The organism is Rhizobiaceae bacterium (genome assembly GCA_023953845.1).
Classification (GTDB): domain Bacteria; phylum Pseudomonadota; class Alphaproteobacteria; order Rhizobiales; family Rhizobiaceae; genus Arvimicrobium.
Window position 1 is genome coordinate 1,506,091 of sequence record JAMLJC010000001.1, and the last position, 23,363, is coordinate 1,529,453.

Sequence of the window (23,363 nt, forward strand, 5' to 3'; positions counted from 1 at the left end):
GTGAACGATCGGACAATGAGGATCGCAGGCTGGACGCTGACCGGCCTCTACGCCCTTTTCATGCTCGGCGCATCCGTGGCGCCAAAACTTTCCGGCATGCCGATCGCGGCCGAAACCATGGTGTCGCTGGGATGGCCGCCGGAATACACGCTGATGATCGGCGTGATCGAACTTGGCTGCGTGTTGCTCTATCTTTTCCCGAAGACGAGCGTGTTCGGTGCTGTCCTGACCATGGGCCTGCTCGGCGGCGCGATGGCGACGCAGATCCGGGTCGGCAATCCGCTCTTCAGCCACGTGCTGTTCAGCATCTATCTCGGCCTGTTCATGTGGGGCGGCATGTGGCTGCGCGATCCAGCATTGCGCGCCATTTTCCCGTGGCGGCGCTGATCAGAACAGCGCCTGCAACTCCGGAAGCTTCTCGTTGACCAGCCAGCCATAATAATTCTCTTCCGGATAGCGCGGTTCCTCGCCCTTCGACGCACGTTCCGCATTGTCGCGCTTGAGCGCGGCGGCGCGCTCCTCCGGATTGCCGAGATTGTAAAGCGTGGCGGTGATGCCGGGATTCTGCGAGATGTCGAAGCCGGCGATCGAGCGATAGGAATCGATCGACTTCTTCAAGGTCGCGGCCACATAAGGCAGCGTCAGGTCGGGGTCCATGATCGTCTCATAGACCTTGTTCGGTTCCGCGGCGTCGAGCCGGGGCAGGCCGGAAACCTTGCTCACCAGATCGCTCATCTGCAGCGCGGTCAGCGGATTGAGCTGGCCGATGCCGAAAGTCTGCCCGGCATAGAGCGGCTGGAAGAAGACGGCGGAAAAGCGCTTGTTTGGGAAGGATTGGCCGCCGACCTGCTTGCCGCGGAAATTCTTGTCCCAGACCCGCTCGCGGCAGGTCCAGACATCGTAGCTTCCCTGTTCGCCATCGCAGGCGGAAAACTGCGGTCGCTGCACGAACTGCGCGATGTCCTCGCCGTCATAGGAGAAGCTGAGGCTGTTGGTGAGGTAGGACGCGGCCTTGACGTAATAGGTCTGGAGTCGGTCGTAGGCATCGATATTGTAGGTGTGCTCGCCGACGATGGCGCCGACCATATGCATAGGGTCGATCCCGTATTCCGCCGACACCTGCACGATCTTCTTGCGCAGCTTGGCGTCGTTCTTCAGCAGGCGGTAGACCTTGCGGTATTTCGCATCATAGGTGGTCTTCAGCGCCTGCGTCCGCTTGGCCGATGCGCCGGGCACGTCGGGCTGCTCGGCATTGCGGTTTCCGGGGGGCACCGGCGTCGCCGCCTGGGCCGCCACGACGCCGAAGGCGAGGAAGAGGCCGCCTGCCAGGAGGGAGAGAACTTTCATCGATTGCCGCACCGTGCCCGAAACCGTGCCGCGACCCTATGGGAAAGCCCTCGAACGAGTCGAGGGCTTCCGGTCAAATCGCCGCGATCGGGAACGCGAAGACAAGGCCCGTGCAGCAGAAATGTCGCGGTGATCCGTCGTTAAAGGATGAATCGCGACAAATCTGTGTTCCTGGCCAGATCGCCGACATGCTCTTTCACATAGGGCGCGTCGATGACAACCTCCGAGTCCGACCTGTCGGGCGCGTGGAAGGAAATCTCGTCCAACACCCTTTCCATCACCGTCTGCAAGCGTCGCGCACCGATATTCTCGACCGTGGCGTTGAGGTCGACGGCGATGCCGGCCAGCGAATCGATGGCGTCGTCGGTGAAGGAGAGTTCTACTCCCTCGGTCTTCATCAGCGCGATATACTGCTTGATGAGGCTGGCCTCGGTCTCGGTCAGGATGCGGACAAAATCCTCCTTCTCCAGCGCCCGAAGCTCGACGCGGATCGGCAGGCGGCCCTGCAGTTCGGGCAGGAGGTCCGATGGCTTGGCGACATGGAAGGCGCCCGAGGCGATGAAGAGGATGTGGTCCGTCTTGATCGGCCCGTATTTGGTCGCCACGGTCGTGCCCTCGACCAGCGGCAGCAGGTCGCGCTGCACGCCCTCGCGCGAGGGGCCGCCGGAGAGGCCGTCCTGACGCGCGGCCACCTTGTCGATCTCGTCGATGAAGACGATGCCGTCATTCTCCGCCGATTCCAGCGCGCGCCGCACGACCTCGTCCTGATCGAGCAGCTTGTCGGACTCGTCGTTGATCAGCAGGTCGTAGCTCTCCTTGACGGTCGTCTTGCGCGTCTTGGTGCGCTTGCCGCCCATTGCCTTGGAGAGCATGTCGTTGATGTTCATCACGCCGATATTGGCGCCCGGCATGCCGGGGATTTCGAAGCTCGGCATGCCGCCGGTGCCGGTGTCGGCCACCTCGACCTCGATCTCCTTGTCATCCAGCTCGCCTTCGCGCAGCTTCTTGCGAAAGGAGTCGCGGGTCGCAGGCGAGGCGGTCTTGCCGACAAGGGCTTCAAGCACGCGCTCCTCGGCATTGATATGCGCGCGCGCCTTCACGTCCTCGCGCATCTTCTCGCGGGTTAGGCCTATGGCCACCTCGACCAGGTCACGCACGATCTGCTCGACGTCGCGGCCGACATAGCCGACCTCGGTGAACTTGGTCGCCTCGACCTTGACGAAGGGCGCGCCGGCGAGTCTCGCCAGCCGGCGCGAAATCTCGGTCTTGCCGACGCCGGTCGGGCCGATCATCAGGATGTTCTTCGGCATCACCTCTTCGCGCATCTGGCCTTCGAGCTGCTGGCGCCGCCACCGGTTGCGCAGCGCGATCGCGACGGCGCGCTTGGCGTCCTTCTGGCCGATGATGAAGCGATCGAGTTCCGAAACGATCTCACGGGGAGAAAAAGTCGTCATTACACACCACTCTGCCACTCTTTGATGAACTCGAACGGATAGAGCAGCATGATCACGTTGAGCGTAAGGTTGTCGCGGATGATGGCGCCGATCACGATCTCGAACGCGACGCCAAGCAGGATCGTCATCCATATGGGGAGCCTTGCCGCCAATGCAAAGCCCACCACCATCCACAGCGTGTCGGCCACCGAATTGAGGATGGAATCGCCGAAATAGTCGAGCGAAATGGTGGCTTCCCGGTAGCGGTTGATGATGATCGGGCTGTTCTCCAGAACCTCCCACGCCGCCTCGATGATCACCGCCCCGGCGAGCCGCCATGACCAGTGCCATTTCCGGAAGAACAGCCACAGCAGCGCGTAGAACAGGAAGCCGTGGATGATGTGGGAGAATGTGTACCAGTCGGCGATATGCTGGGAGTTCTCCGAACTCTGCACCACGCCGTGCCACAGCTTTACGGTCCCGCATTTGCAGATCGCGGGGTGGCCCTGCCAATGGAGAGCGATCGCCTGCGCGACGATGACAAGCAGCGCCAGCCCAAGAGCCCATTGCCAGCGCCTGATCTCGTTGCCCTGCGCCACCCCCGTTTTCCCCGAAACCATCTTTCACTCCTCCGCGTCGCGCGCCATGAGCAGCGCTGGGCCGTAGATCGACGTTCTTTCCCCTATGGCCCGAAAGCCGGCCTTTTCATAGGCGCGTATGGCGCGGAGATTGCGCGGGTCGGGGTCGATGACGAGGCGCGGCGCGCCTTCCTCGAAGAGGTCTTCGGCGAATTGCGCCAGGATGGCCGAGCCATGCCCTATGCCGAGCAGTTCCGCCGGACCGATGGACAGGTCAATGCCCACCGTGCCGAAAGGCTGGTCCTGATAGGGATGGTCGTCTTCCAGATGCGGGTCGTAGGATTGCAGATAGGCGATCGGCCGTCCGCCGAGCTCGACGATCAGCGGCTCGACCGAAATACTGTCCATGTGCTCGCGGATGTGGGCGATCTCGGTCTGCGGATCGCCCCACCATTCCGCGATGTGGGGCTCGGCCAGCCACGCCGCGATCATCGGCAGATCGTCTTCCTCGACGGCCCTGAAGGCGTAGCGGAGACTACGCCTGGGCGCCATTGATCGTCTCCACGATCACGCTGTGGTTCGTGTAGACGCAGATGTCGGCGGCGATCTGCATGGCCTTGCGGGCGATGGCCTCGGCGTCCTGATCAGTGTCGATCAGCGCGCGGGCGGCGGCGAGCGCATAATTGCCGCCCGAACCGATGGCCATGACGCCGTGCTCCGGTTCCAGCACGTCGCCGGTGCCGGTGAGGGCCAGCGATACGTTCCTGTCGGCGACCAGCATCATCGCTTCCAGCCGGCGCAGATAGCGGTCGGTGCGCCAGTCCTTGGCGAGCTCGACGCAGGCGCGAGTGAGCTGGTCGGGATACTGTTCGAGTTTCGCTTCCAGCCGCTCCAGTAGCGTGAAGGCGTCGGCGGTCGCCCCCGCGAAGCCGGCGATGACGTTGCCGTCCTTGCCGATGCGCCGCACCTTCTTGGCGTTGCCCTTCATGATGGTCTGGCCGAGGCTGACCTGTCCGTCGCCGGCGATAACCGCCTTGCCGCCCTTGCGCACGGTCACGATGGTCGTGCCATGCATGATGATTTCATTCGACATGTAATGTTGCTCCGATGGCGCGCGATCCCGAAACGGCAATCTGCGCGGTACGAGGTGTTCGCGCTCTATGTATGCCGGCAGGGGCGCTTTGCAAACGGGGTGCCGGCAAGACCGCATCGGGAGTGTCGATCAACTGGCAATCGCCGATACATGCTGCTACAGAGACGCCGTTTCGATCCGGGAATTCAACGACATGGCTTCGCGCAAGGCTTCCGTCAGCCGCAAGACCAAGGAAACGGAGATCGCCGTTTCCGTCGATCTCGACGGCACGGGAAAATCGACCATCCGCACCGGCGTCGGCTTTTTCGACCACATGCTGGACCAGCTCTCGCGCCATTCGCTGATCGACATGACGATCGAGGCAAAGGGTGATCTCCACATCGATGATCACCACACGGTGGAGGACACCGGCATCGCCATCGGCCGCGCCATCGCCGACGCGCTGGGCGAGCGGCGGGGCATCATGCGCTACGCCTCGCTCGACCTCGCCATGGACGAGACGCTGACGCGCGCGGCGGTCGACGTGTCCGGTCGCCCGTTCCTCATCTGGAATGTCTCCTTCTCCGCGCCCAAGATCGGAACTTTCGACACCGAGCTGGTGCGCGAGTTCTTTCACGCGCTGGCGCAGAATGCCGGCATCACGCTGCATGTCACAAATCATTACGGCGCCAACAACCATCACATCGCCGAAACCTGCTTCAAGGCGGTGGCGCGCGTGCTGCGCGCGGCGCTCGAGCGCGACCCGCGCCAGCCGGATACGGTGCCGTCGACCAAGGGCAGCCTGAAGGGATGACCACCTATGTCGTCATGGAACGGCCGGTTGTCGCGCCCGAAAAGGGCGGCGATGCAGCGTTCGTGCGGCAGGGTTTTCACTGGCTCGCCTTTCTCGTGCCGGTCTTCTGGCTGCTCTGGCATCGGCTCTGGATCGAGGCGGCTGTCGCGCTCGGACTCGTTCTCCTGTTGTCCGCGGCCGGCGAGATGGCGGGGTTCGGCGCGGCCTCCTCGCTGCTCGCGCTGCTGGTGTCGATCTATTTCGGGCTGGAAGGCGCGACGTTGCGCCTGCGCGCGCTCGCCCGGCGCGGCTGGACGGAATGGGGCGTGGTGGAGGCGGACAGGATTGGCGATGCCGAATTGCGCTATCTGACATCGATCGGCGACGACGGCGAGCCGGAAGCGGTCGCGCCATTGCCCGTGACCGCTTCTCATCCGCGGTCGGCGGCGTCCACGCCGCGCGCCATCGGCCTCGTGCCTTACGCGGGAAGACCCTGATGCGCGTCGCCATCATCGACTATGGCTCCGGAAACCTCCGCTCGGCCACAAAAGCCTTCGAGCGCGCCGCGCGCGAAAACGGCGTCGATGCCGAGATCGACCTGACCGCCGATGCCGCGCGTGTCCGCACCGCCGACCGCATCGTCCTGCCGGGGGTCGGCGCCTATGCGGATTGCCGCGCCGGGCTGGACGCGGTCGAGGGCATGATCGAGGCGATCGAAGAAGTCGCGATCGGCAAGGGCCGCCCCTTTCTCGGCATCTGCGTCGGCATGCAGTTGATGTCGGAACGCGGGCTGGAGAAGACTGTCACGAACGGCTTCGGCTGGATTTCCGGCGATGTGAAGGAGATCGCGCCGGCCGATCCGTCGCTGAAAATTCCGCAGATCGGCTGGAACACGATTCACGTGAAACGGCGGCATCCGCTCTTCGCTGGCATTCCGACGGGGCCGGACGGCCTGCACGCCTATTTCGTGCATTCCTATCATCTGGAGGCGACGAAGCCGGATGAGCTTGTCGCCGAAACCGACTATGGCGGGCCGGTCACCGCCGCCGTCGCGCGCGACAATTTTGCCGGCACGCAGTTCCATCCCGAAAAGAGCCAGGCGCTGGGCCTGGCCCTGATCGCCAACTTCCTGAGGTGGAAACCATGACCGAGACGCCGAAAAAGGGCTACTGGATGGGGATGGTCGACGTCACCGACCCCGAAAACTATCCAAAATATATCGCGGCGAACAAGGCGGCCTTCGACAAATACGGCGCGAAATTCCTCGTGCGCGGCGGGCGCGGCGAGGTTTTTGAAGGACCGGCGGCGTCGCGGCTGGTGGTGATCGAGTTCGACAGCTACCAGACCGCGCTCGATTGCTTCCATTCGCCCGAATACCAGGCGGCGCTGAAGCTGCGTAAAGCCTATTCGACGGCGCATTTCGCGGTCGTGGAAGGCGCCTGACGTGATCCTCTTCCCCGCCATCGACTTGAAGGACGGCGTGTGCGTCCGGCTGAAGCTCGGCGACATGGAACAGGCGACCATCTACAACGCCGATCCGGCCGCGCAGGCGGTCGCCTTCGAGATGCAGGGTTTCGAATGGCTGCATGTGGTAGATTTGAACGGCGCCTTTGCCGGCAAGGCCGTGAACGGCGCGGCGGTCGAGGCGATCCTGAAGGCGACGAAGAACCCGGTGCAGCTCGGCGGCGGCATCCGCACGCTGGCGGACATCGATGCGTGGCTTGAGAAAGGGCTGAGGCGCGTCATCCTCGGCACGGTCGCGGTGCGCGATCCGGAACTGGTGAAGGAGGCCTGCCGCCGTTTTCCCGGCCATATCGCCGTCGGCATCGACGCGCGAGGCGGCAATGTCGCCGTCGAGGGCTGGGCGGAAGCCTCCTCGCTCGGCGTGATCGAGCTGGCGAAGAAATTCGAGGGCGCTGGTGTGTCGGCGATCATCTACACCGACATCGACCGCGACGGCATATTGAAGGGCATCAACTGGGATGCGACGATCGCGCTCGCGGAAGCCGTCTCGATCCCCGTCATCGCGTCGGGCGGCCTCGCCTCGATGGACGACATTCGCCGCATGACCATGCCGAATGCGCAAAAGCTCGAAGGCGCGATATCAGGCCGTGCGCTTTATGACGGGCGCCTTGACCCGCTGGAGGCGCTGGCGCTGCTGCGCGGTGCGCCTGAAACATCCGTTGCTGGAGGCAGAGTGTCGTGACCCTAAAAGCCCGCGTCATCCCCTGCCTGGACGTAAAGGACGGCCGCGTCGTCAAGGGCGTGAATTTTGTCGACCTGATCGATGCCGGCGATCCTGTGGAGGCGGCCAAGGCCTACGACGCGGCCGGTGCCGACGAGCTCTGCTTCCTCGACATCACCGCGTCGTCGGACAATCGCGAGACGATCTTCGACGTCGTCGCCCGCACTGCCGAACAATGCTTCATGCCGCTGACGGTGGGCGGCGGCGTGCGTCAGGTGGCGGATATCCGCAAACTGCTGCTTGCCGGCGCCGACAAGGTGTCGATCAACACGGCGGCGGTGAAGAACCCGGATTTCGTCGCCGAAGCCGCCGACAAGTTCGGCAACCAGTGCATCGTGGTCGCCATCGATGCCAAGAAAGTTTCGAAGGATGGCGAGAACGATCGCTGGGAAATCTTCACCCATGGCGGACGGCAGGCGACCGGCATCGATGCGGTCGACTTCGCCCGCAAGGTAGTCGATCTCGGCGCGGGCGAGATCCTGCTCACCTCGATGGACCGCGACGGCACCAAGACCGGCTACGACATCGCGCTGACACGCGCCGTCGCCGATGCAGTGCGCGCGCCGGTCATCGCGTCGGGCGGCGTTGGCACGCTCGACCATATGGTCGCGGGCATCCGCGATGGCCATGCCACGGCGGTGCTGGCGGCCTCCATTTTCCATTTCGGCACCTACACCATTGCCGAAGCCAAGGCGTACATGGCAAAAGCCGGCCTGCCGATGCGGCTCGACCGCGCGGCCTGAAAGCCCGCCGGGGGGACAGATGAGCGGTTTTTCCCTTGCCGAACTGGAGAAGATCGTCGCCGCGCGCGCGTCATCCGGCGCCGAAAATTCCTGGACGGCGAAGCTCGCCGCAAAAGGCATGCCCAAAGCGGCGCAAAAACTCGGCGAGGAGGCGGTCGAGACGGTGATCGCGGCGGTGTCCGGCGACCGCGCGGGTCTGGTGTCGGAGAGCGCGGACCTTCTCTATCACTGGCTGGTGGTGCTGCATCTTGCCGGCGTGCCGCTGTCGGAGGTGATCGAGGAGCTTGAACGGCGCACGGCGCAATCCGGTCTTGCCGAAAAAGCCGCGCGGGGAGGGTGAGGCAGGCATGGACGAGTTTGCGACAATCCAGAAATACTCGCCCTACCGGTTCTTCTCGGCCGCGGAATGGGCAGGCTTTCGCGCCGATACGCCGCTGACGCTGACCGAGGACGACGTGCAGCGGCTGAGCTCGCTCAACGATCCGATCGACCTCGACGAGGTCCGCCGCATCTATCTGTCCCTGTCACGCCTGCTTTCCGCCCATGTCGAGACGAGCCAGTCGCTTTTTGCCCTGCGAAAGCGCTTCTTCAAGGCGGACAACGCGATCAAGACGCCCTTCATCATCGGCATTGCCGGATCGGTCGCCGTCGGCAAGTCGACCACGGCGCGCATCCTGAAGGAACTGCTGCGCCGCTGGCCGACGAGCCCGCAGGTCGATCTGGTAACCACGGACGGCTTCCTGTTCCCCAACCAATTGCTGCGCGAGCGCAACCTCATGGAGCGCAAGGGCTTTCCGGACAGCTACGACGTCGGCGCCATCCTGCGTTTCCTGTCGAGTATCAAGTCGGGCCAGACAAGCGTGCGCGCGCCGGTCTATTCGCACCTGACCTACGACGTCATGCCCGGACAGTTCGTCACCATCGACCGTCCGGACATACTGATCTTCGAGGGACTGAACGTGCTGCAACCGCGCGAACTGCCGAAAGACGGCAAGTTCGTGCCCTTCATCTCGGATTTCTTCGACTTCTCCATCTATCTGGATGCCGAAGAGACGCTGATCCACGAATGGTACATCACGCGCTTCATGCGGCTCCGCGAGACGGCCTTCCGCAATCCGGAATCCTTCTTCCACCGTTATTCGCAGCTTTCGGAAGATGCCGCCCGCGCCATCGCCGAAGGCCTGTGGGGCAACATCAATCTGAAAAACCTGCGCGAGAACATATTGCCGACGCGTCCGCGCGCCGATCTCATCCTGCGCAAGGGCGCCGATCACCTGATCGAGGAAGTGGCGCTCCGCAAGCTGTGAGCGCCGGAAAGGCTCCGGCCCGTCAGGCCGCGCTGGAGGCCATCACGCCTGATTCCGCCAGCCCAGGGCGTTCCGCGGCTGCGAGGCGAGCGCGGTCTGGAATCCACCTGCGCATCGCAAAATAGACGACGATGGTGAGCGCGATCGCCGCATAGCCGTCGACGGCATAATGCCAAGCGAGATAGACCGAGCTCGCGAGCACGAAGACGACATAGGCCATGGCTGCCAGGCCGAGCAGCCGGCTGCGCTCCAGGAGGAACAGGGCGTTCAGCATCACCAGCCCGACATGCATGCTCGGAAAGGCCGAAATGCCGGAGCCGAAACCGGGCAGGCCCTTTTCATAGAGCATCCAGAGATAGTTCTGATAGTAGGCGGCGGAGCCGTCGAATTCCGCGTTCTGCGCGAGGAAGGCCATCTGTTCGGCGAAACGCGCAGGGTCGCCCGTCACCTGCCCATAGAAGGCCGGACCGGCGCAAAGAAAGATGCCGGCCATGATGTTGCCGACCAGAATCCACGTCAGCATGAAGGTCATGAGGTAGCGGGTGCGGATCGTCTCCGTCTGGCGCGAGGTGACGACATAAAACAGCGCCCCGAAGCAGAAGACGAACCACAGCACGCCGTAATTCCATTCCACGAAGGCGAGCAGCCAGTCGTGGCGGCCGAATTCGAACAGGAAGCGCCATGGGTCCACGCCGAAATGCAGCATCGCATCGATGTCGGCGAACTGACGCTCGTAGGGAAAGCCGGCCTGCCACGCCGAAAGGCCGTTTTTCACGGAGGTGAAGGTTCCCTGGAAGAACATCAGCGCCATAAGGAGGCAGATGCCCGCAACGAAGTAGGCGGCGCGGTCGGCGCGGAAGATGTGCCGCGCGGCGAGCTGCCGGCGGCGATCAAAACGATGCATCAGGAAGCCGTAATGGGCGAGCAGCGCCACCGCCGGAAACACGAAGCCGAAGACCATCAGCCACTTGCCGAGATAGCTCGAATAGGTAGCGAGATGGGAGAAGCCGGTCACGTCGAGAAAGGCGAGGCCGAGCACCGTGTAGAGCGCGACGGCGAGATAGAGCGGCGCGTCGGCGCGCAGGCAGTTCCAGAACGCCGCCGCGAAAGCGGAGCGTTGCCGTTTACCGGCAAGGATGCGGAAGGCGGCCACGATCTGCATGGCCGCCTCATAGCAGGGGAGTCTCTATTTTCGGTTAGCGTCTGTCTCCGAAAACACGGCCGGATTGTGCAAGTCCGTCCGTCCGCCGGCGCTTCCCTTATTCAACCGGCGGCGGCGGGAAGGGTGCGTTGGCGGCGCCGCGCACCTGCTGGTCGAAGTCGATAATGGAGCCTGTCATCATGCCGCTCTCGTCGCTCGCCAGATAGGCGATGGCGCGCGACACCTCGTCGGTTTCCAGCAGGCGCCCGAACGGCTTGGTCTTTTCCGCGTCGGCGAGCCAGCCTTCTTCCGCACCGTGATAGGTCTTCATGATCCGGTCCTCGCCCGGCGTGTTCATATGGCCGATGGTCAGGCCGTTGACGCGGATGTTGTAGCTCATGACGCTGTAGGCGACATTGCGCGTCAGCGTGATGAGCGCGCCCTTGGAGGCGCTGTAGGCGGTGATGAAGCTCTGGCCGCCATGGCCCGACATCGAGATGATATTGACGATGGAGCCCTTGATCTTCTCGCGCTTCATGACATGCAGCGCATCCTGCATCAGGAAGAACGGCGCACGCACATTGACCGCGAACATGGCGTCGAAAAGCTCGGGCTTCGTGTCCCAGATCGTGCCGCGATCGGTGATGCCGGCCGAGTTCACCAGAATGTCGACCCGCCCGAAAGCCTTGTCAGCGGCGGGAACGATCTTCGCCACATCGTCCTGCCTGCCGAGATCGGCGGCGACGAAGACGGTTCTGACGCCCCGGGCTTCGAGCGCGGCCTTGACCTTGTTGCCGCGCGTTTCGTTGCGACCGGTGATGACGAGGCCGGCAATGCCGCGATCGGCGAAAAGATGCGCCGCGGCCTCGCCGAGACCCTGCGTCGCGCCGGTCACCACGGCGACCTTGCCCTCCAGCGAGAGGTGTTTGAAAGAATTCGGATCGATCATGTCAGCCTACCTTCACCGGCTTGCCGGTCTCCAATGATGCCTGCGCAGCGTCCGCAAGCTGCTGCGCCTTCAGGCCGTCGAGGCCGCTCGGGCTAGGCGCCCTGCCTTCGATGACGGCGTCAATGAAGGCTTCGACCTCGTTGCGGTAGGCATTGGCGTAGCGCTCGAGGAAGAAGTTCAGCGCGGGATCGGTCGTGAAACCGTGCTTGCCGGCGAATCCGACGGTGGTCTCGTGGATATTGCCGGCGGTGAGCAGGCCCTTCGAGCCATGCACCTCGACGCGCTGGTCGTAGCCATAGGTGGCGCGGCGGGAACAGGAGATCTGGCAGATTTTTCCGCTCGCGCTTTTCATGACCACTGCGGCCGTGTCGACGTCGCCCGCTTTGCCGATGGCGGGATCGACCAACGACGAACCGACGGCGTAGACCTCGACCGGGTCCTCGCCGAGCAGGAAGCGGGCCATATCGAAATCGTGGATCATCATGTCCCGATAGAGGCCGCCCGAACGCTCGATATAGGAGACCGGCGGCGGGGCGGGATCGCGCGACAGGATCGAGACGAGCTCCACATTGCCGGCGACGCCGTCGGCGATGCGCTTCTGCAGGGCCGCGAAATTCGGGTCGAAGCGGCGATTGAAGCCGATCATCAGCGGCACGCCGGCCTGTTTCACGCGCTCCAGCGTCTTCACGATGCGGGCGGAGCTGAGATCGACGGGCTTTTCGCAAAGCACCGCCTTACCGGCCGCCGCCGCGCGGTCGATGTAATCGGCATGGGTATCGGTCGGCGTGCCGATCAGGATCGCATCGATCGACTTGTCGTCGATCAGCTCGTCGGCGGTGCGCACCGGGGCTCCGGTCGCCTTCGACAGAGCATTGGCGCCATCGGGCAACGGATCGGCGATGCCGGCAAGTCGCGCGCGTTTCGACGCCGCGATGTTGCGCCCGTGAATCTGCCCGATGCGCCCGGCGCCGAGCAGCGCGATGGAAATCATCAGAATCCTCCCAGTGATGATATTTCAAAACAGAATGAATATTCCATATTGACTTGTCAATGGAATTTCCGTTTCATAACCTGATCCCGCGATCGATTCATATGTTGCGTCCGCCTTGCGCCCGGATGCAACGGGCCGCGCGGCGCCCGGAATGAAAAGGACCATCCATGGCGACAACCAGGACGCTCGACGTCATCACGATCGGCCGCTCTTCCGTCGACCTTTACGGGCAGCAGATCGGCTCGCGGCTGGAGGACATAGCCTCCTTCGCCAAGTCGGTCGGGGGCTGTCCGGCCAACATAGCGGTCGGCACCGCGCGCCTCGGGCTGAAATCGGCATTGCTGACGCGCGTCGGCGACGAGCAGATGGGGCGCTTCATCCGCGAGCAGCTGGCGCGGGAAGGCGTCTCGACGGAAAGCGTGATCGTCGACAGGGAGCGCCTCACCGCGCTGGTGTTGCTGGCGGTGCAGGAAGAGGGCGTGTCGCCCATGATCTTCGTGCGCACCGACTGCGCCGACATGGCGCTGTCGCCGGACGACGTGGACGAAGCCTTCATCGCCTCGGCGCGCGCCATCGTCGTCACCGGCACGCATTTTTCGCGGCCCAACACGGAAGCCGCGCAGCTCAAGGCGATCCGGGCGGCGAAGGCGGCGGGCGGCAAGGTGGTCTTCGACATCGACTATCGGCCGAACCTCTGGGGTCTGGCCGGCCATGCAGAAGGTTTCGAGCGCTATGTGAAGTCGGAGAAGGTCACGGCAAGGATCAGGCCGGTGCTGGCCGATTGCGATCTGATCGTCGGCACTGAGGAGGAAATCCGCATCGCGTCCGGCGCCGACGAAGTGCTCGGCGCGCTGAAGGCGATCCGCGCGCTTTCCGACGCGACCATCGTGCTGAAACGCGGGGCGATGGGCTGCATCGTCTATGACGGCGAAATCAGCGACGATCTGGAGGACGGCATCGTCGGCGACGGTTTTCCGATCGAGGTCTACAATGTGCTGGGCGCGGGCGACGCCTTCATGTCGGGCTTGCTGCGCGGCTGGCTGGGCGGCGAGAGCCTGAAGACGGCGGCGACTTGGGCCAATGCCGGCGGCGCCTTCGCCGTGTCGCGCCTGCTCTGCGCGCCGGAATATCCGACCTTCGAGGAATTGCAGTTCTTCCTGAAGAACGGCAGCCGCCACCATGCGCTGCGCAAGGACGAGGCAATCAGCCACGTCCACTGGGCGACGACGCGCCGGCGCGACATCCCGCTGCTGATGGCCTTCGCCATCGACCATCGCGTGCAGCTGGAGGAGATCGCGGCCAGGGCCGACGCGGAGGAAAGCCGGATCGGCGCCTTCAAGGTGCTGGCGGTGAAGGCCGCCGCGCGCGTCGCCGCCGGCCGCCCCGGCTACGGCATGCTGATCGACGAGAAGCACGGCCGCGACGCCATGTTCGAATTCGCCCGGCATCCCTTCTCGTGGCTCGGCCGGCCGGTGGAACAGCCCGGCTCCTGCCCCCTGCGTTTCGAATTTTCGCAGGACATCGGCTCGCAGCTCGTCGAATGGCCGGTCGACCACTGCATCAAGGCTCTGTGCTTCTACCATCCGGACGATCCGGCGGAACTGAAGCAGGAACAGCTTGAGAAGCTGCGCGCGCTTTACGACGCCTCGCGCAAGGTGGGACGCGAACTTCTCGTCGAGATCATCGCCGGCAAGCATGGGCCGCTCGGCGAGGACACGATCGCCCGCGCCGTGCAGGAGGTCTACGACACCGGCGTCAGGCCGGACTGGTGGAAGCTCGAGCCGCAGGCCTCCGCCGCAGCCTGGGCGCGCGTCGAGAAGACGATCCTCGCCAACGATCCGTGGTGTCGTGGCGTCGTGCTGCTCGGGCTCGAAGCGCCGCAGGCCGAGCTTGAGGCGGCCTTTGCCGCGACCGCCGACGCATCCATCGTCAAGGGTTTCGCGGTGGGCCGCACGCTTTTCGCCGAAACCGCGCCCGCCTGGTTCGCCGGGCGCATCGGCGACGAGCAGGCGATCGCGGACATGGCGGAGCGGTTCGAGAAATTGACCGGCGCGTGGCTTGCCGCGCGCGGCCGCAAGGCGGCATAGTCCGGCGGAAGGAGCATGTGGGAGCATGCGGGAGGAGGAAACATGGCCAAGACGATTCGCCTGACCATGGCGCAGGCGCTGACGCGCTATCTGACGCGGCAATTCACCGAGATCGACGGCGAGAAGGTGCCGCTCTTCGGCGGCGTCTGGGCGATCTTCGGCCATGGCAACGTCGCCGGCATCGGCGAGGCGCTCTGGCAGGTGCGCGGCGAACTGCCGACCTTCCGCGCCCATAACGAGCAGGCGATGGCGCATTCGGCCATCGGCTTCGCCAAGGCCAATTTCCGTCGCCGCATGATGGCCGCCACGACCTCCATCGGCCCCGGCGCGGTGAACATGGTGACGGCGGCCGCACTTGCCCATGTCAACCGGCTGCCCGTCCTGCTCCTTCCCGGCGACGTCTTCGCCAACCGCATCCCCGATCCGGTGCTGCAGCAGGTGGAAAGTTTTGGCGACGGCACGGTGTCGGCGAACGACTGCTTCCGTCCAGTCTCGCGCTATTTCGACCGGATCACGCGGCCGGAGCAGATCGTGCCGGCGCTGCAGCGCGCCATGCAGGTGCTGACCGATCCTGCCGATTGCGGGCCGGTGACGCTGTCGCTCTGCCAGGACGTGCAGGCCGAGGCCTACGACTATCCCGAAAACTTCTTCGAGGAACGCATCTGGATGCCGCGCCGCCCGCGCCCGGATTTGCGCGAGCTGAAGCTCGCCGCCGATGCGCTGAGACAAGCCAAAAAGCCGCTGATCATCGCTGGCGGCGGGGTGCTGTTCTCGGAGGCCTCGCCGGCGCTGCAAAGATTCGTCGAGGCGACCGGCGTTCCCGTCTGCGAAACGCAGGGCGGGAAATCGTCGCTGCCCGACGATGCCGCGCTGAACATGGGCGCGGTGGGCGTCACCGGCACCTCCGCCTCCAACCGTCTGGCGGAAGAAGCCGATGTGGTGCTGGCGATCGGCACGCGGCTGCAGGATTTCACCACCGGCTCGTGGGCGCTGTTCAAGAATGACGGCAAGAGCGTCATCGGCCTCAATGTGCAGCCATTCGACGCCGGCAAGCATCGCGCCTTGCCGCTGGTCGCCGACGCCCGCGAGGGATTGAAGGAGCTGGAGAAGGCGCTGGCCGGCTGGAAGGCGCCCGCTGCGTGGACCAGAAACGCGATCAGAGGCAAGACCGAGTGGAAAAAGGCCGCCGGCAAGGTTACGGCCGCCACCAATGCCGCCTTGCCTTCGGATGCGCAGGTGATCGGCGCGGTGCAGCGGGCGCTGGGCTCCGGCGTGACGCTGATCAACGCGTCGGGCGGCCTGCCGGGCGAGTTGCACAAATTGTGGCAGGCCGGCGAGCCCGGCTCCTACCACGGCGAATACGGTTTTTCGACCATGGGCTACGAGATCGCCGGCGGCCTCGGCGTGAAGATGGCGAAGCCGGACCGTGACGTGGTGGTGATGGTCGGCGACGGATCGTACCTGATGCTCAATTCGGAGATCGCCACTTCCGTCATGCTCGGCCTGAAGCTTGTCGTGGTCCTGCTCGACAATCGCGGCTTCGGCTGCATCAACCGGCTGCAGATGGCGACCGGCGGCGAGAACTTCAACAATCTTCTGAAGGACGCCCGTCATACGGTGCTGCCTGAGATCGATTTCGTCGCGCATGCCGCAAGCCTCGGCGCCATCGCCGAAAAAGCGCAGTCCATCGCCGATCTGGAGGCAGCGCTCGGGCGGGCGCGGAAGAACGACCGCACGACCGTCGTGGTCATCGACACCGATCCGCTGATCTCGACCGACGCCGGCGGTCACTGGTGGGACGTCGCCGTGCCCGAGGTCAGCCAGCGCAAACAGGTTAAGGCCGCGCGCAAGGCCTACGAGCAGGCGGTGAAGCTGCAACGGATCGGCAATTGATGGTGGAGCGAGGCGACAAGGTCTGATGCGAGACAACGAACATCCCTTCTTCCGGCCGCTCTGGCGCCGCATCCTGCTCGTCGCCGTCTGCGTCGGCTGGTCGATCTTCGAGTTCTCGATGGACGCGCCCACATGGGGCTACATCGCGCTCGCCTTTGCCGCCTACGGCGCATGGCAGTTCCTGCTCAACTACAAGCCGCCTGCCGAGCAGCCACCGGCCGCAAAGCCCGAGGAGTAGGTCATGTCGCGTCTGCTGGTGAAATCCGGGAAGGACTACGGGCGGGTCACGCATGTCACGCCGGAGAGCGCGGGCTGGTCCTATGTCGGCTTCGACCTCTGGCGGCTGAAGCCCGGCGAGACCGCTTCCGCCGAAACCGGCGGCCGCGAGGTCTGCCTCGTCTTCGTCACGGGCAAGGGCAAGGCTTCGGCGAACGGGCAGGAACTGGGCCTGCTCGGCGGCAGGACGTCCCCATTCGAGGGCAAGCCGTGGTCGGTCTATGTGCCGCAAGGGTCGGGCTGGTCGGTGACGGCCGAAACGGATCTGGAGCTTGCCGTCTGCTCCGCCCCCGGCCTGAACGGCGGGCTGCCGGTGCGCGTCATTGGCCCGGACGATCTCGGACAGGAGGTGCGCGGCAAGGGCACCAACACGCGCTATGTCACCAACATCCTGCCGGAGGGCGAACCGGCCGATTCCCTGCTCGTGGTCGAGGTGATCACGCCCGGCGGTCACACGTCGAGCTATCCGCCGCACAAGCACGACAGGGACAATCTGCCGGCGGAATCCTGTCTGGAAGAAATCTATTATCACCGCCTCAACCCGCCGCAGGGTTTCGCCTTCCAGCGCGTCTATACGGATGACCGCTCGCTGGACGAGGCGATGGCGATCGAGGATGGCGACGTGGTTCTGGTGCCGGAGGGTTATCACCCCTGCGCCGCCTGCCACGGCTACGATCTTTATTATCTCAATGTCATGGCCGGCCCGAAGCGCACATGGAAGTTCCACAACGCTCCGGAGCATGAGTGGCTGCTGAAGGCCTGAGCGCCGGCGGCGGGGTTCCGCCGGTTCGTGACTTGGCGGGCCATCTCTGCTATCGGCGACGTGGTTCGAGTCGCGAAGCTGTCACGTGAATCGCGTACGCCGTCGCCTTCGGCGAGGAACCCTGATGCGATACGCACTCTATTTCACACCGGCGCGGGACGACCGGTTGACAATCGCGGCGTCGGCATGGCTGGGCCGCGACGCCTTCGGCTGGGTGGCGCCGCCGGTTCCTTCGGTGACGGGACTGACGCCGTCCGAGATCGCCTATCATACGGCCGCCCCGCGCCGCTACGGTTTCCACGCGACGCTCAAGGCGCCTTTCGCCCTCGCCAGGGCCGAGAGCGAAGCGTCGCTTCTGGCGGGGCTGGACGATTTTGCCGCCAGAACCTGCGGCTTCGCCATTCCCCGGCTGGTGATCGGCAATCTCGACGGCTTCTATGCGCTGGTGCCGGCGGCGCGTCTGCCGGAGCTTGACGCCTTCGCGGCCGATGTCGTGCGCTTTTTCGATCCTTTTCGCGCACCGCTCTCGGATGCCGAGATCGCGCGGCGCAATCCCGATGCGCTGAAGCCGGAGGAAGTGCGCAATCTCGTCCAATGGGGATATCCCTATGTGTTCGAGACGTTTCGTTTCCACATGACCCTCACCGGCCGTGTGGCGAACGACGAGGCGGGGCGCGTGAAGGCTGCGCTGGACGGCGTGTTCCAGCCGCTTCTCGGCGATCCGGTGCAGGTCGACGGCATCGCGCTCTTCGTCGAGCCGGAACCGGGTGCGCCCTTCACGGTTCTGAGCTACAAGGCGCTGGCCCGGATGCCGGAGAGAAGGACAGCCTGACGCAATGCCCGATGTGGTCCTGACCAATGCCCGCATCGTTCTGCCGGACCAAGTGATCGTAGGGTCGGTGCTGATCCGCGACGGCCTGATCGCCGACATCTCCGGCGGAACTGCGCAGGGAGAATACCTCGAGGGCGATTATCTCATTCCCGGACTGGTCGAGCTGCACACGGATCATCTCGAGGGCCATTACGCCCCGCGCCCCAAGGTGCGGTGGAATCCCGTCGCCTCGGTGCTCGCTCATGACGCGCAGGTCGCGACCGCCGGCATAACCACGGTGTTCGACGCGCTGCGCGTCGGCATGGACGAGGATGCCGAGATCGGCGTGGACGACATGCGCCGCCTGGCCGACGCCATCGAGGATTGCATGCGCGCGGACCGCCTGCGCGCCGGTCATTTCATCCATCTGCGCTGCGAGGTTTCGGCGCCCGATTGCCGGCGCGGCTTCTCCTTCTTCGAGGATGACGGCCGCATCCGCCTCGTCTCCCTGATGGACCATGCGCCGGGCCAGCGCCAGTTTGCCAGCCTCGATGCCTATGCGGCCTACTATATGGGCAAGTTGCGCATGTCGGAGGAGGCGTTCCGCGCCTATTGCGAAAGGCGGATCGGCCAGTCGCTCGCCAACTCGCCGGAGAACCGCCGCTACATCTCGCATCATTGCCGCGAGCGGAACATCGTGCTCGCCAGCCACGACGACGCGACCGAGGCGCATGTCGAGGAAGCGGTGGCGCAGGGAATACGCGTGGCCGAATTCCCGACGACGATGACGGCCGCGCGGGCTTCGAACGCCGCCGGCCTCAGCGTGCTGATGGGCGCGCCCAACGTCGTGCGCGGCGGCTCGCATTCCGGCAACGTCTCGGCTCGCGAACTGGCCGAAGCCGGCGTCCTCGACATATTGTCGTCCGACTACATCCCTTTCAGCCTGATCCAGTCGGCCTTTTTCCTCGGCGAAGCGGTCGACGCGGTATCGCTGCCCGAGGCCATCAGGATGGTGTCGAAGACGCCGGCCGAATCCGTGGGCCTCGACGATCGCGGCGCCATCGAAATCGGCCGGCGCGCCGACCTCGTGCGCGTCCGGGTCGATGCGCATGTGCCGATCGTGCGCACGGTGTGGCGGGAGGGGCGGCGCGTCGCCTGAGCCGCGACCGCTCAGACGAGGATGCGCGCGAGGTGGTTGTCCCAGACATAGTCCGGGTCGAAGCGTTCGCTGCCGTCGGGCGTCAGCGTCTCGCCGGTTCCCGTCGTCGCGCGGAAGCCGGAATGATCGGGCGCGAGGCCGCACACCTCCGTCAGCGACCGGCTGTTGACGACCTTGCGGCTCGCCGTATCGATGACGGCGAAGGAATTGCCCTGCGGCGACGATATGGCGAGAAGGCCGGCCTCGCGGTTCGCCGCGACGGAGCCGATATAGTTGCGGAAGCCGCCGAGCACGTCGTCCGGCATGTCCAGCAGCGCGAGATCGCGTCCGCGCTCGGCGAAGCCCGCGAGCAGCGGCCGCTCCGTCGCCGGCCCTTCATGCTGGCAGCCGAACCAGACCGCGCCGCGCTGATCCGTATCCATGTGGCGGATGGAAAGCTGGTGCAGCTCCGCCGGCAGTTCGTGCTTCTCGATCAGGGCGCCCGAGCGGCTGTCCACGAACACCAGCGACGGCTTCATCGTCGCAATGTTGAGCTTCGCCCGGCCGAAATCGGGATGCGTCTCGATGCCGCCATTGGCTATGGCGAGCGTATGCCCGTCCTCCAGCAGGAGCAGTTCATGCGGCCCGACGCCGAAGGTCGGAAACTCGCCGATGCGCCGGAAGCCGTCGGTGGCGTCATAGACGCCGATCACGCCGGCGGCGTTGTCGAAATCGTTCTCCGTCGCATAGAGAAGGGTTCCGTCGGGCGAGAACACGCCGTGCCCGTAGAAATGCCTTCCCTCGACGCTGCCGATGGTCATGGGCGCGGATCGGCCGGTATGGTCGAAGATCGTGGCGAAGGTGCCGGGCTGCCGGGCGAACACCACGGAGCGCCGCGAAACCGGATCGAAGGTCACGTCGTGGCCGCGGTCCGGTAGGTCGACCGTATGCAATATGTGCCCGTCTTCTGAAAGGATCGCTGCGCCGTAGGCCCCGTCGCGGCGCTGGAACGCCGTGGCGTAGACCGCATCCGTCGCCAGCGTCGCGGCCAGGGCGCCCGGCGCGAGCGAGGCGAGGAACGTGGCTCCGGCGGCCTTCAGGAAATCGCGGCGATCGATCAGCGGCGTGCGCATGGCTCAGTCGCCGTCGAGCGAGGAAAAGCCGGCGCTGAGGTCCAGCGCGGCGGCGAGCTTGACCCCGAACAGTTCGGAGAGGCTCGACGTGACGATGCGGGCGTAATCCAGCTTCTTGCGCTTCGCCCCGTCGCCCAGCACCTGATCAATGGGGCCGTCCGCCGCCTGCAGCGCGAAATCGGCGTTGGAGAATTCGAACCGGATCGACTGCGCGATCCAGTAGTCGCCCTCCTCCAGTTCGGCGGATAGCTTCGAGGCGTTGAACAGCGCGCTGAGACCGGCGAGGTCGCCGTTGATGGAGGCCAGCGTCGCGCCGCTGCGCCAGAAGATGGCCGATTTCGGCTTGTCGCCGTCGGGCGTCTTGCCGAGAAACCCGTTTATGCGCACGTCGCGCACCATCTCCAGCCCGTGGACGAAGACGTTGAAGAGTTCCGTCATCGCCTCCGCGTCCGTGCGATAGAGCGGATTGGCCGCGCCGGGATTCGCCCATTGCTGCGCGACGCCGTCCGGCCTGTCCCATGCCGCCGCGATTGCCGTCGCCATCGTGTCGAGATTGGTCGCGATGGCGAGGCCGTAGCGGCAGCGATAGGCGCCGGCGGCGCCGGTCAGACTGTCCGAGCCGGAGCCAGACAGCACGAATTCGAGTGCGCCCAGGCCCTGCATGGCGACGCTCTTGCCGGGAAGCGTCTGCGGATCGGCGGCGGTGGCATCCTCGTCCGCGATCGCCGCCTGCACCTGCTTGAGGCCGATCCCCTTGCGGTCAGGCCAGAACGCGATGCGCTCGAGCCGGTTTTCCTCCGTTACGGGGCCGAATCGAATGTTTTCGACATGGGACCATCTGCGGACCGCAGCCGTGAACGCCTCACGCGCCGTTTCGAGCGCGATGTCGCCGGGGCTTGCGCACAGGGCGTCCACATCTGTCGCCAGGGCCTCGGTCGATTGCCGGAACCCGGCATAGGCCGGCCGCACGAAACCGTCGATGGCATGGACGATAGTGGCATTTTCCGCATGGGCGGACGCAGAAGACAGAAGAAGCAGGAATGCGAATGCCGGTGCGCGAGAACAGCGAAAATACGCAGCAAGCCTTCCGGAAAGATCCATCAGAGCGACTCCAGAAAGGCGACCAGCGCGTCGCGGTCGGCCTTCGGCAGGGCTGCAAAGGTCTCGCGCGCAATCGAAGCCTCGCCGTCGTGCCACAGGATCGCCTCCGTCAGGTTGCGGGCGCGGCCGTCATGCAGGAAGAAGGTGTGGCCGTTGACGCGCTTGGTCAATCCGATGCCCCATAGCGGCGGCGTACGCCATTCGGTTCCCGACGCTTCGCCGACGCGCTGGCCGTCCGCCAGACCTTCACCCATGTCGTGCAGCAGGAAATCCGAGTAAGGCCAGATGAGCTGAAAACTCTGTGCCTTGTTGGGCGCATCGCGGCGGGTGACGAATTTCGGCGTATGGCAGCCGGTGCAGCCGGTCTCGTAGAACACCTGCTTGCCGCGCAGCACCTCCGGCTTGCTGAAATCGCGCCGGGCCGGCACGGCGAGGTTCTGCGAATAGAAGGTCACCAGCTCCATCACCGGATCGGGCGCTTCCGTGTCGCCGAGGCGCGGCTGCACGCCGGTTGGCATGGCGAGGCAGTCCTTCTGGGCTTCCGTGCAGTCGCCCCAGGGATGCGGAACGTCCGGCGAGGAGATGCCCATATCATTGGCGAAGGCGTCGGCCGATTGCTGGCGGATGGTCGGAGCCTGCGCCTTCCAGCCGAAACGGCCGAGCATCAGCCCGTCGCCTTGCGGCGCGCGGACGATCTGCGCCCTGCCGGATATGCCGTCTTCGTCACGGTCGTCCGGATCGGCGAGCGCCAGAATATCGGCGGGATGGATCTGCTCCACGAGTCCGAGCCCGATCATCGGCGGCGCGATGCGCGGCGACAGGGTGATGCCTTCCCGCAGCGGACCATGCGCCAGATTGTCGATGGCATAGCGTGGCTTGCGGAGCGAGAGCTGCGTGCCGTCGCCGAGCGTGACCGGAATTTCCTCGTAGTCGATGCGGATGCTGCCTTCCGACTGCAGTCCCGGTACGGCCAGATCCTGCAGCTGTCCGCCGTAGACTGGGTCGGAGAAGTTCAGCGCAGCATGCCGCGCGAGCGTCGCCCTCTCGTCATCCGTCTCGGCGTCGCGCGCCAGCCGGAGCAGCATGGAGGTCGCATCGGCGGCGCCTTCGGGCGGATGTCCACGACCGTCCTTGAGATGGCAGCTCTGACAGGCCCGCGCGTTGAACAGCGGCCCGAGGCCGTCCGACGCCTGCGTCGACGACGGCGACGACACCCACATCTTGCGGAACAGCCCGTTGCCGAGCTTGAAGGTGCCTTCCTCCTCGAAGGTGATGTTGGCCGAGGATTGCGAGAACGCGTCCTGATTGACCCGCTTGCGCGAGGTGCCGCCGCCGCCCTGCATCTTCTCGAACTCTTCCGGCCTGGAGAAGTCGGCGGTCGGGCGGGTGACGGCTGCGACACGGGCGAGATCTTCCGGCGACAGATCGTCGCGAACACCCGGCAGGCTGCCGTCCGAACCTGCCATCGCGGCTATGCCGGTGGCGGCGAGCAGCAGGACGAGGGCGAGCGCGGATTTCATCACGCGCTCCGGGGCGAAGCGCCGGGCGGACGCTCCCTTTCC

The 23,363-nt window shown here is 65.1% G+C and carries 26 protein-coding genes; 15 read left to right on the plus strand and 11 right to left on the minus strand.

The window, feature by feature from the left end; genetic code table 11:
- On the plus strand, positions 1-387 hold the full coding sequence (locus tag M9955_07500; GenBank protein MCO5081490.1) for a DoxX family protein: 387 nt from the start codon (positions 1-3) through the stop codon (positions 385-387).
- On the opposite strand, the gene M9955_07505 is transcribed toward M9955_07500, so the two are convergent.
- The 5 genes from M9955_07505 to hslV all read right to left on the minus strand — a co-directional run bounded on the left by M9955_07505 (position 388) and on the right by hslV (position 4,451).
- Complete coding sequence (locus tag M9955_07505) at positions 388-1,347, minus strand: DUF1402 family protein (GenBank protein MCO5081491.1); 960 nt, start codon at positions 1,345-1,347, stop codon at positions 388-390.
- Positions 1,348-1,487: 140 nt separating this feature from the next.
- The gene (gene hslU / locus M9955_07510; protein ID MCO5081492.1) at positions 1,488-2,801 is read right to left on the minus strand and encodes an ATP-dependent protease ATPase subunit HslU; all 1,314 of its coding nucleotides are present in this window, start codon (positions 2,799-2,801) and stop codon (positions 1,488-1,490) included.
- Positions 2,801-3,400 carry a DUF2585 domain-containing protein gene (locus M9955_07515; GenBank protein ID MCO5081493.1) on the minus strand — a complete coding sequence of 200 codons (600 nt, stop codon included), beginning with the start codon at positions 3,398-3,400 and terminating at the stop codon, positions 2,801-2,803. Before M9955_07515 ends, hslU begins: the two co-directional genes overlap by 1 nt.
- A gap of 3 nt (positions 3,401-3,403) precedes the next feature.
- Positions 3,404-3,910 carry an acetyltransferase gene (locus tag M9955_07520; protein MCO5081494.1) on the minus strand — a complete coding sequence of 169 codons (507 nt, stop codon included), beginning with the start codon at positions 3,908-3,910 and terminating at the stop codon, positions 3,404-3,406.
- Complete coding sequence (hslV, locus tag M9955_07525) at positions 3,894-4,451, minus strand: ATP-dependent protease subunit HslV (protein MCO5081495.1); 558 nt, start codon at positions 4,449-4,451, stop codon at positions 3,894-3,896. The genes M9955_07520 and hslV overlap by 17 nt, the downstream gene beginning before the upstream one ends.
- Positions 4,452-4,644: 193 nt before the next feature.
- Between hslV and hisB the strand changes: the two genes are divergently transcribed.
- The 8 genes from hisB to coaA are packed head-to-tail and all read left to right on the plus strand — an operon-like array spanning position 4,645 to position 9,518.
- Positions 4,645-5,244 carry an imidazoleglycerol-phosphate dehydratase HisB gene (gene hisB / locus M9955_07530; protein MCO5081496.1) on the plus strand — a complete coding sequence of 200 codons (600 nt, stop codon included), beginning with the start codon at positions 4,645-4,647 and terminating at the stop codon, positions 5,242-5,244.
- Positions 5,241-5,720: a DUF2628 domain-containing protein gene (locus tag M9955_07535; protein ID MCO5081497.1), complete on the plus strand. Its 480-nt coding sequence runs from the start codon at positions 5,241-5,243 to the stop codon at positions 5,718-5,720. The genes hisB and M9955_07535 overlap by 4 nt, the downstream gene beginning before the upstream one ends.
- On the plus strand, positions 5,720-6,370 hold the full coding sequence (hisH, locus tag M9955_07540) for an imidazole glycerol phosphate synthase subunit HisH (protein MCO5081498.1): 651 nt from the start codon (positions 5,720-5,722) through the stop codon (positions 6,368-6,370). Before M9955_07535 ends, hisH begins: the two co-directional genes overlap by 1 nt.
- Complete coding sequence (locus tag M9955_07545; GenBank protein MCO5081499.1) at positions 6,367-6,666, plus strand: DUF1330 domain-containing protein; 300 nt, start codon at positions 6,367-6,369, stop codon at positions 6,664-6,666. Before hisH ends, M9955_07545 begins: the two co-directional genes overlap by 4 nt.
- Position 6,667: 1 nt before the next feature.
- Positions 6,668-7,429 carry a 1-(5-phosphoribosyl)-5-[(5-phosphoribosylamino)methylideneamino]imidazole-4-carboxamide isomerase gene (gene hisA / locus M9955_07550; protein MCO5081500.1) on the plus strand — a complete coding sequence of 254 codons (762 nt, stop codon included), beginning with the start codon at positions 6,668-6,670 and terminating at the stop codon, positions 7,427-7,429.
- Complete coding sequence (hisF, locus tag M9955_07555; GenBank protein ID MCO5081501.1) at positions 7,426-8,211, plus strand: imidazole glycerol phosphate synthase subunit HisF; 786 nt, start codon at positions 7,426-7,428, stop codon at positions 8,209-8,211. The genes hisA and hisF overlap by 4 nt, the downstream gene beginning before the upstream one ends.
- A 19-nt stretch (positions 8,212-8,230) precedes the next feature.
- Positions 8,231-8,551 carry a phosphoribosyl-ATP diphosphatase gene (locus M9955_07560; protein MCO5081502.1) on the plus strand — a complete coding sequence of 107 codons (321 nt, stop codon included), beginning with the start codon at positions 8,231-8,233 and terminating at the stop codon, positions 8,549-8,551.
- Positions 8,552-8,558: 7 nt separating this feature from the next.
- Positions 8,559-9,518 (plus strand): type I pantothenate kinase, encoded by a 960-nt coding sequence (gene coaA / locus M9955_07565; protein MCO5081503.1) that lies wholly within the window; start codon positions 8,559-8,561, stop codon positions 9,516-9,518.
- Between the two features lie 22 nt (positions 9,519-9,540).
- Here the strand turns inward: coaA and M9955_07570 are convergent, their stop codons facing one another.
- From M9955_07570 to iolG, 3 genes are all read right to left on the minus strand, one after another.
- Positions 9,541-10,680 carry a phosphatase PAP2 family protein gene (locus M9955_07570; protein ID MCO5081504.1) on the minus strand — a complete coding sequence of 380 codons (1,140 nt, stop codon included), beginning with the start codon at positions 10,678-10,680 and terminating at the stop codon, positions 9,541-9,543.
- Between the two features lie 97 nt (positions 10,681-10,777).
- Positions 10,778-11,608, minus strand: coding sequence for an SDR family oxidoreductase (locus M9955_07575; GenBank protein MCO5081505.1), 831 nt, complete (start codon positions 11,606-11,608; stop codon positions 10,778-10,780).
- Between the two features lies 1 nt (position 11,609).
- On the minus strand, positions 11,610-12,599 hold the full coding sequence (gene iolG, locus M9955_07580) for an inositol 2-dehydrogenase (protein ID MCO5081506.1): 990 nt from the start codon (positions 12,597-12,599) through the stop codon (positions 11,610-11,612).
- A 167-nt stretch (positions 12,600-12,766) separates the two neighbouring features.
- On the opposite strand from iolG, the gene iolC reads away from it, so the two are divergent.
- The 6 genes from iolC to M9955_07610 all read left to right on the plus strand — a co-directional run bounded on the left by iolC (position 12,767) and on the right by M9955_07610 (position 19,588).
- Positions 12,767-14,686 carry a 5-dehydro-2-deoxygluconokinase gene (iolC, locus tag M9955_07585; protein MCO5081507.1) on the plus strand — a complete coding sequence of 640 codons (1,920 nt, stop codon included), beginning with the start codon at positions 12,767-12,769 and terminating at the stop codon, positions 14,684-14,686.
- A gap of 42 nt (positions 14,687-14,728) precedes the next feature.
- Complete coding sequence (gene iolD, locus M9955_07590; protein ID MCO5081508.1) at positions 14,729-16,579, plus strand: 3D-(3,5/4)-trihydroxycyclohexane-1,2-dione acylhydrolase (decyclizing); 1,851 nt, start codon at positions 14,729-14,731, stop codon at positions 16,577-16,579.
- Between the two features lie 25 nt (positions 16,580-16,604).
- Positions 16,605-16,817 (plus strand): DUF3329 domain-containing protein, encoded by a 213-nt coding sequence (locus M9955_07595; protein MCO5081509.1) that lies wholly within the window; start codon positions 16,605-16,607, stop codon positions 16,815-16,817.
- A 3-nt stretch (positions 16,818-16,820) separates the two neighbouring features.
- Positions 16,821-17,618 (plus strand): 5-deoxy-glucuronate isomerase, encoded by a 798-nt coding sequence (gene iolB / locus M9955_07600; protein ID MCO5081510.1) that lies wholly within the window; start codon positions 16,821-16,823, stop codon positions 17,616-17,618.
- Between the two features lie 124 nt (positions 17,619-17,742).
- On the plus strand, positions 17,743-18,450 hold the full coding sequence (locus M9955_07605) for a DUF1045 domain-containing protein (GenBank protein ID MCO5081511.1): 708 nt from the start codon (positions 17,743-17,745) through the stop codon (positions 18,448-18,450).
- A gap of 4 nt (positions 18,451-18,454) precedes the next feature.
- Positions 18,455-19,588, plus strand: a complete 1,134-nt coding sequence (locus tag M9955_07610) for an alpha-D-ribose 1-methylphosphonate 5-triphosphate diphosphatase (protein MCO5081512.1) — start codon at positions 18,455-18,457, stop codon at positions 19,586-19,588.
- An 11-nt stretch (positions 19,589-19,599) separates the two neighbouring features.
- Here the strand turns inward: M9955_07610 and M9955_07615 are convergent, their stop codons facing one another.
- Genes M9955_07615 through M9955_07625 form a run of 3 tightly spaced genes read right to left on the minus strand, consistent with a single transcriptional unit; the run spans position 19,600 to position 23,321 of the window.
- Entirely contained in the window at positions 19,600-20,700 is a 1,101-nt protein-coding gene (locus M9955_07615; GenBank protein ID MCO5081513.1) for a DUF1513 domain-containing protein, read from the minus strand.
- Between the two features lie 3 nt (positions 20,701-20,703).
- A complete protein-coding gene (locus tag M9955_07620) occupies positions 20,704-21,801 on the minus strand; it encodes a peptidase M75, Imelysin (protein ID MCO5081514.1) in 1,098 nt (365 codons plus the stop codon).
- On the minus strand, positions 21,801-23,321 hold the full coding sequence (locus tag M9955_07625; protein MCO5081515.1) for a c-type cytochrome: 1,521 nt from the start codon (positions 23,319-23,321) through the stop codon (positions 21,801-21,803). Before M9955_07625 ends, M9955_07620 begins: the two co-directional genes overlap by 1 nt.
- Positions 23,322-23,363 lie beyond the last annotated feature (42 nt).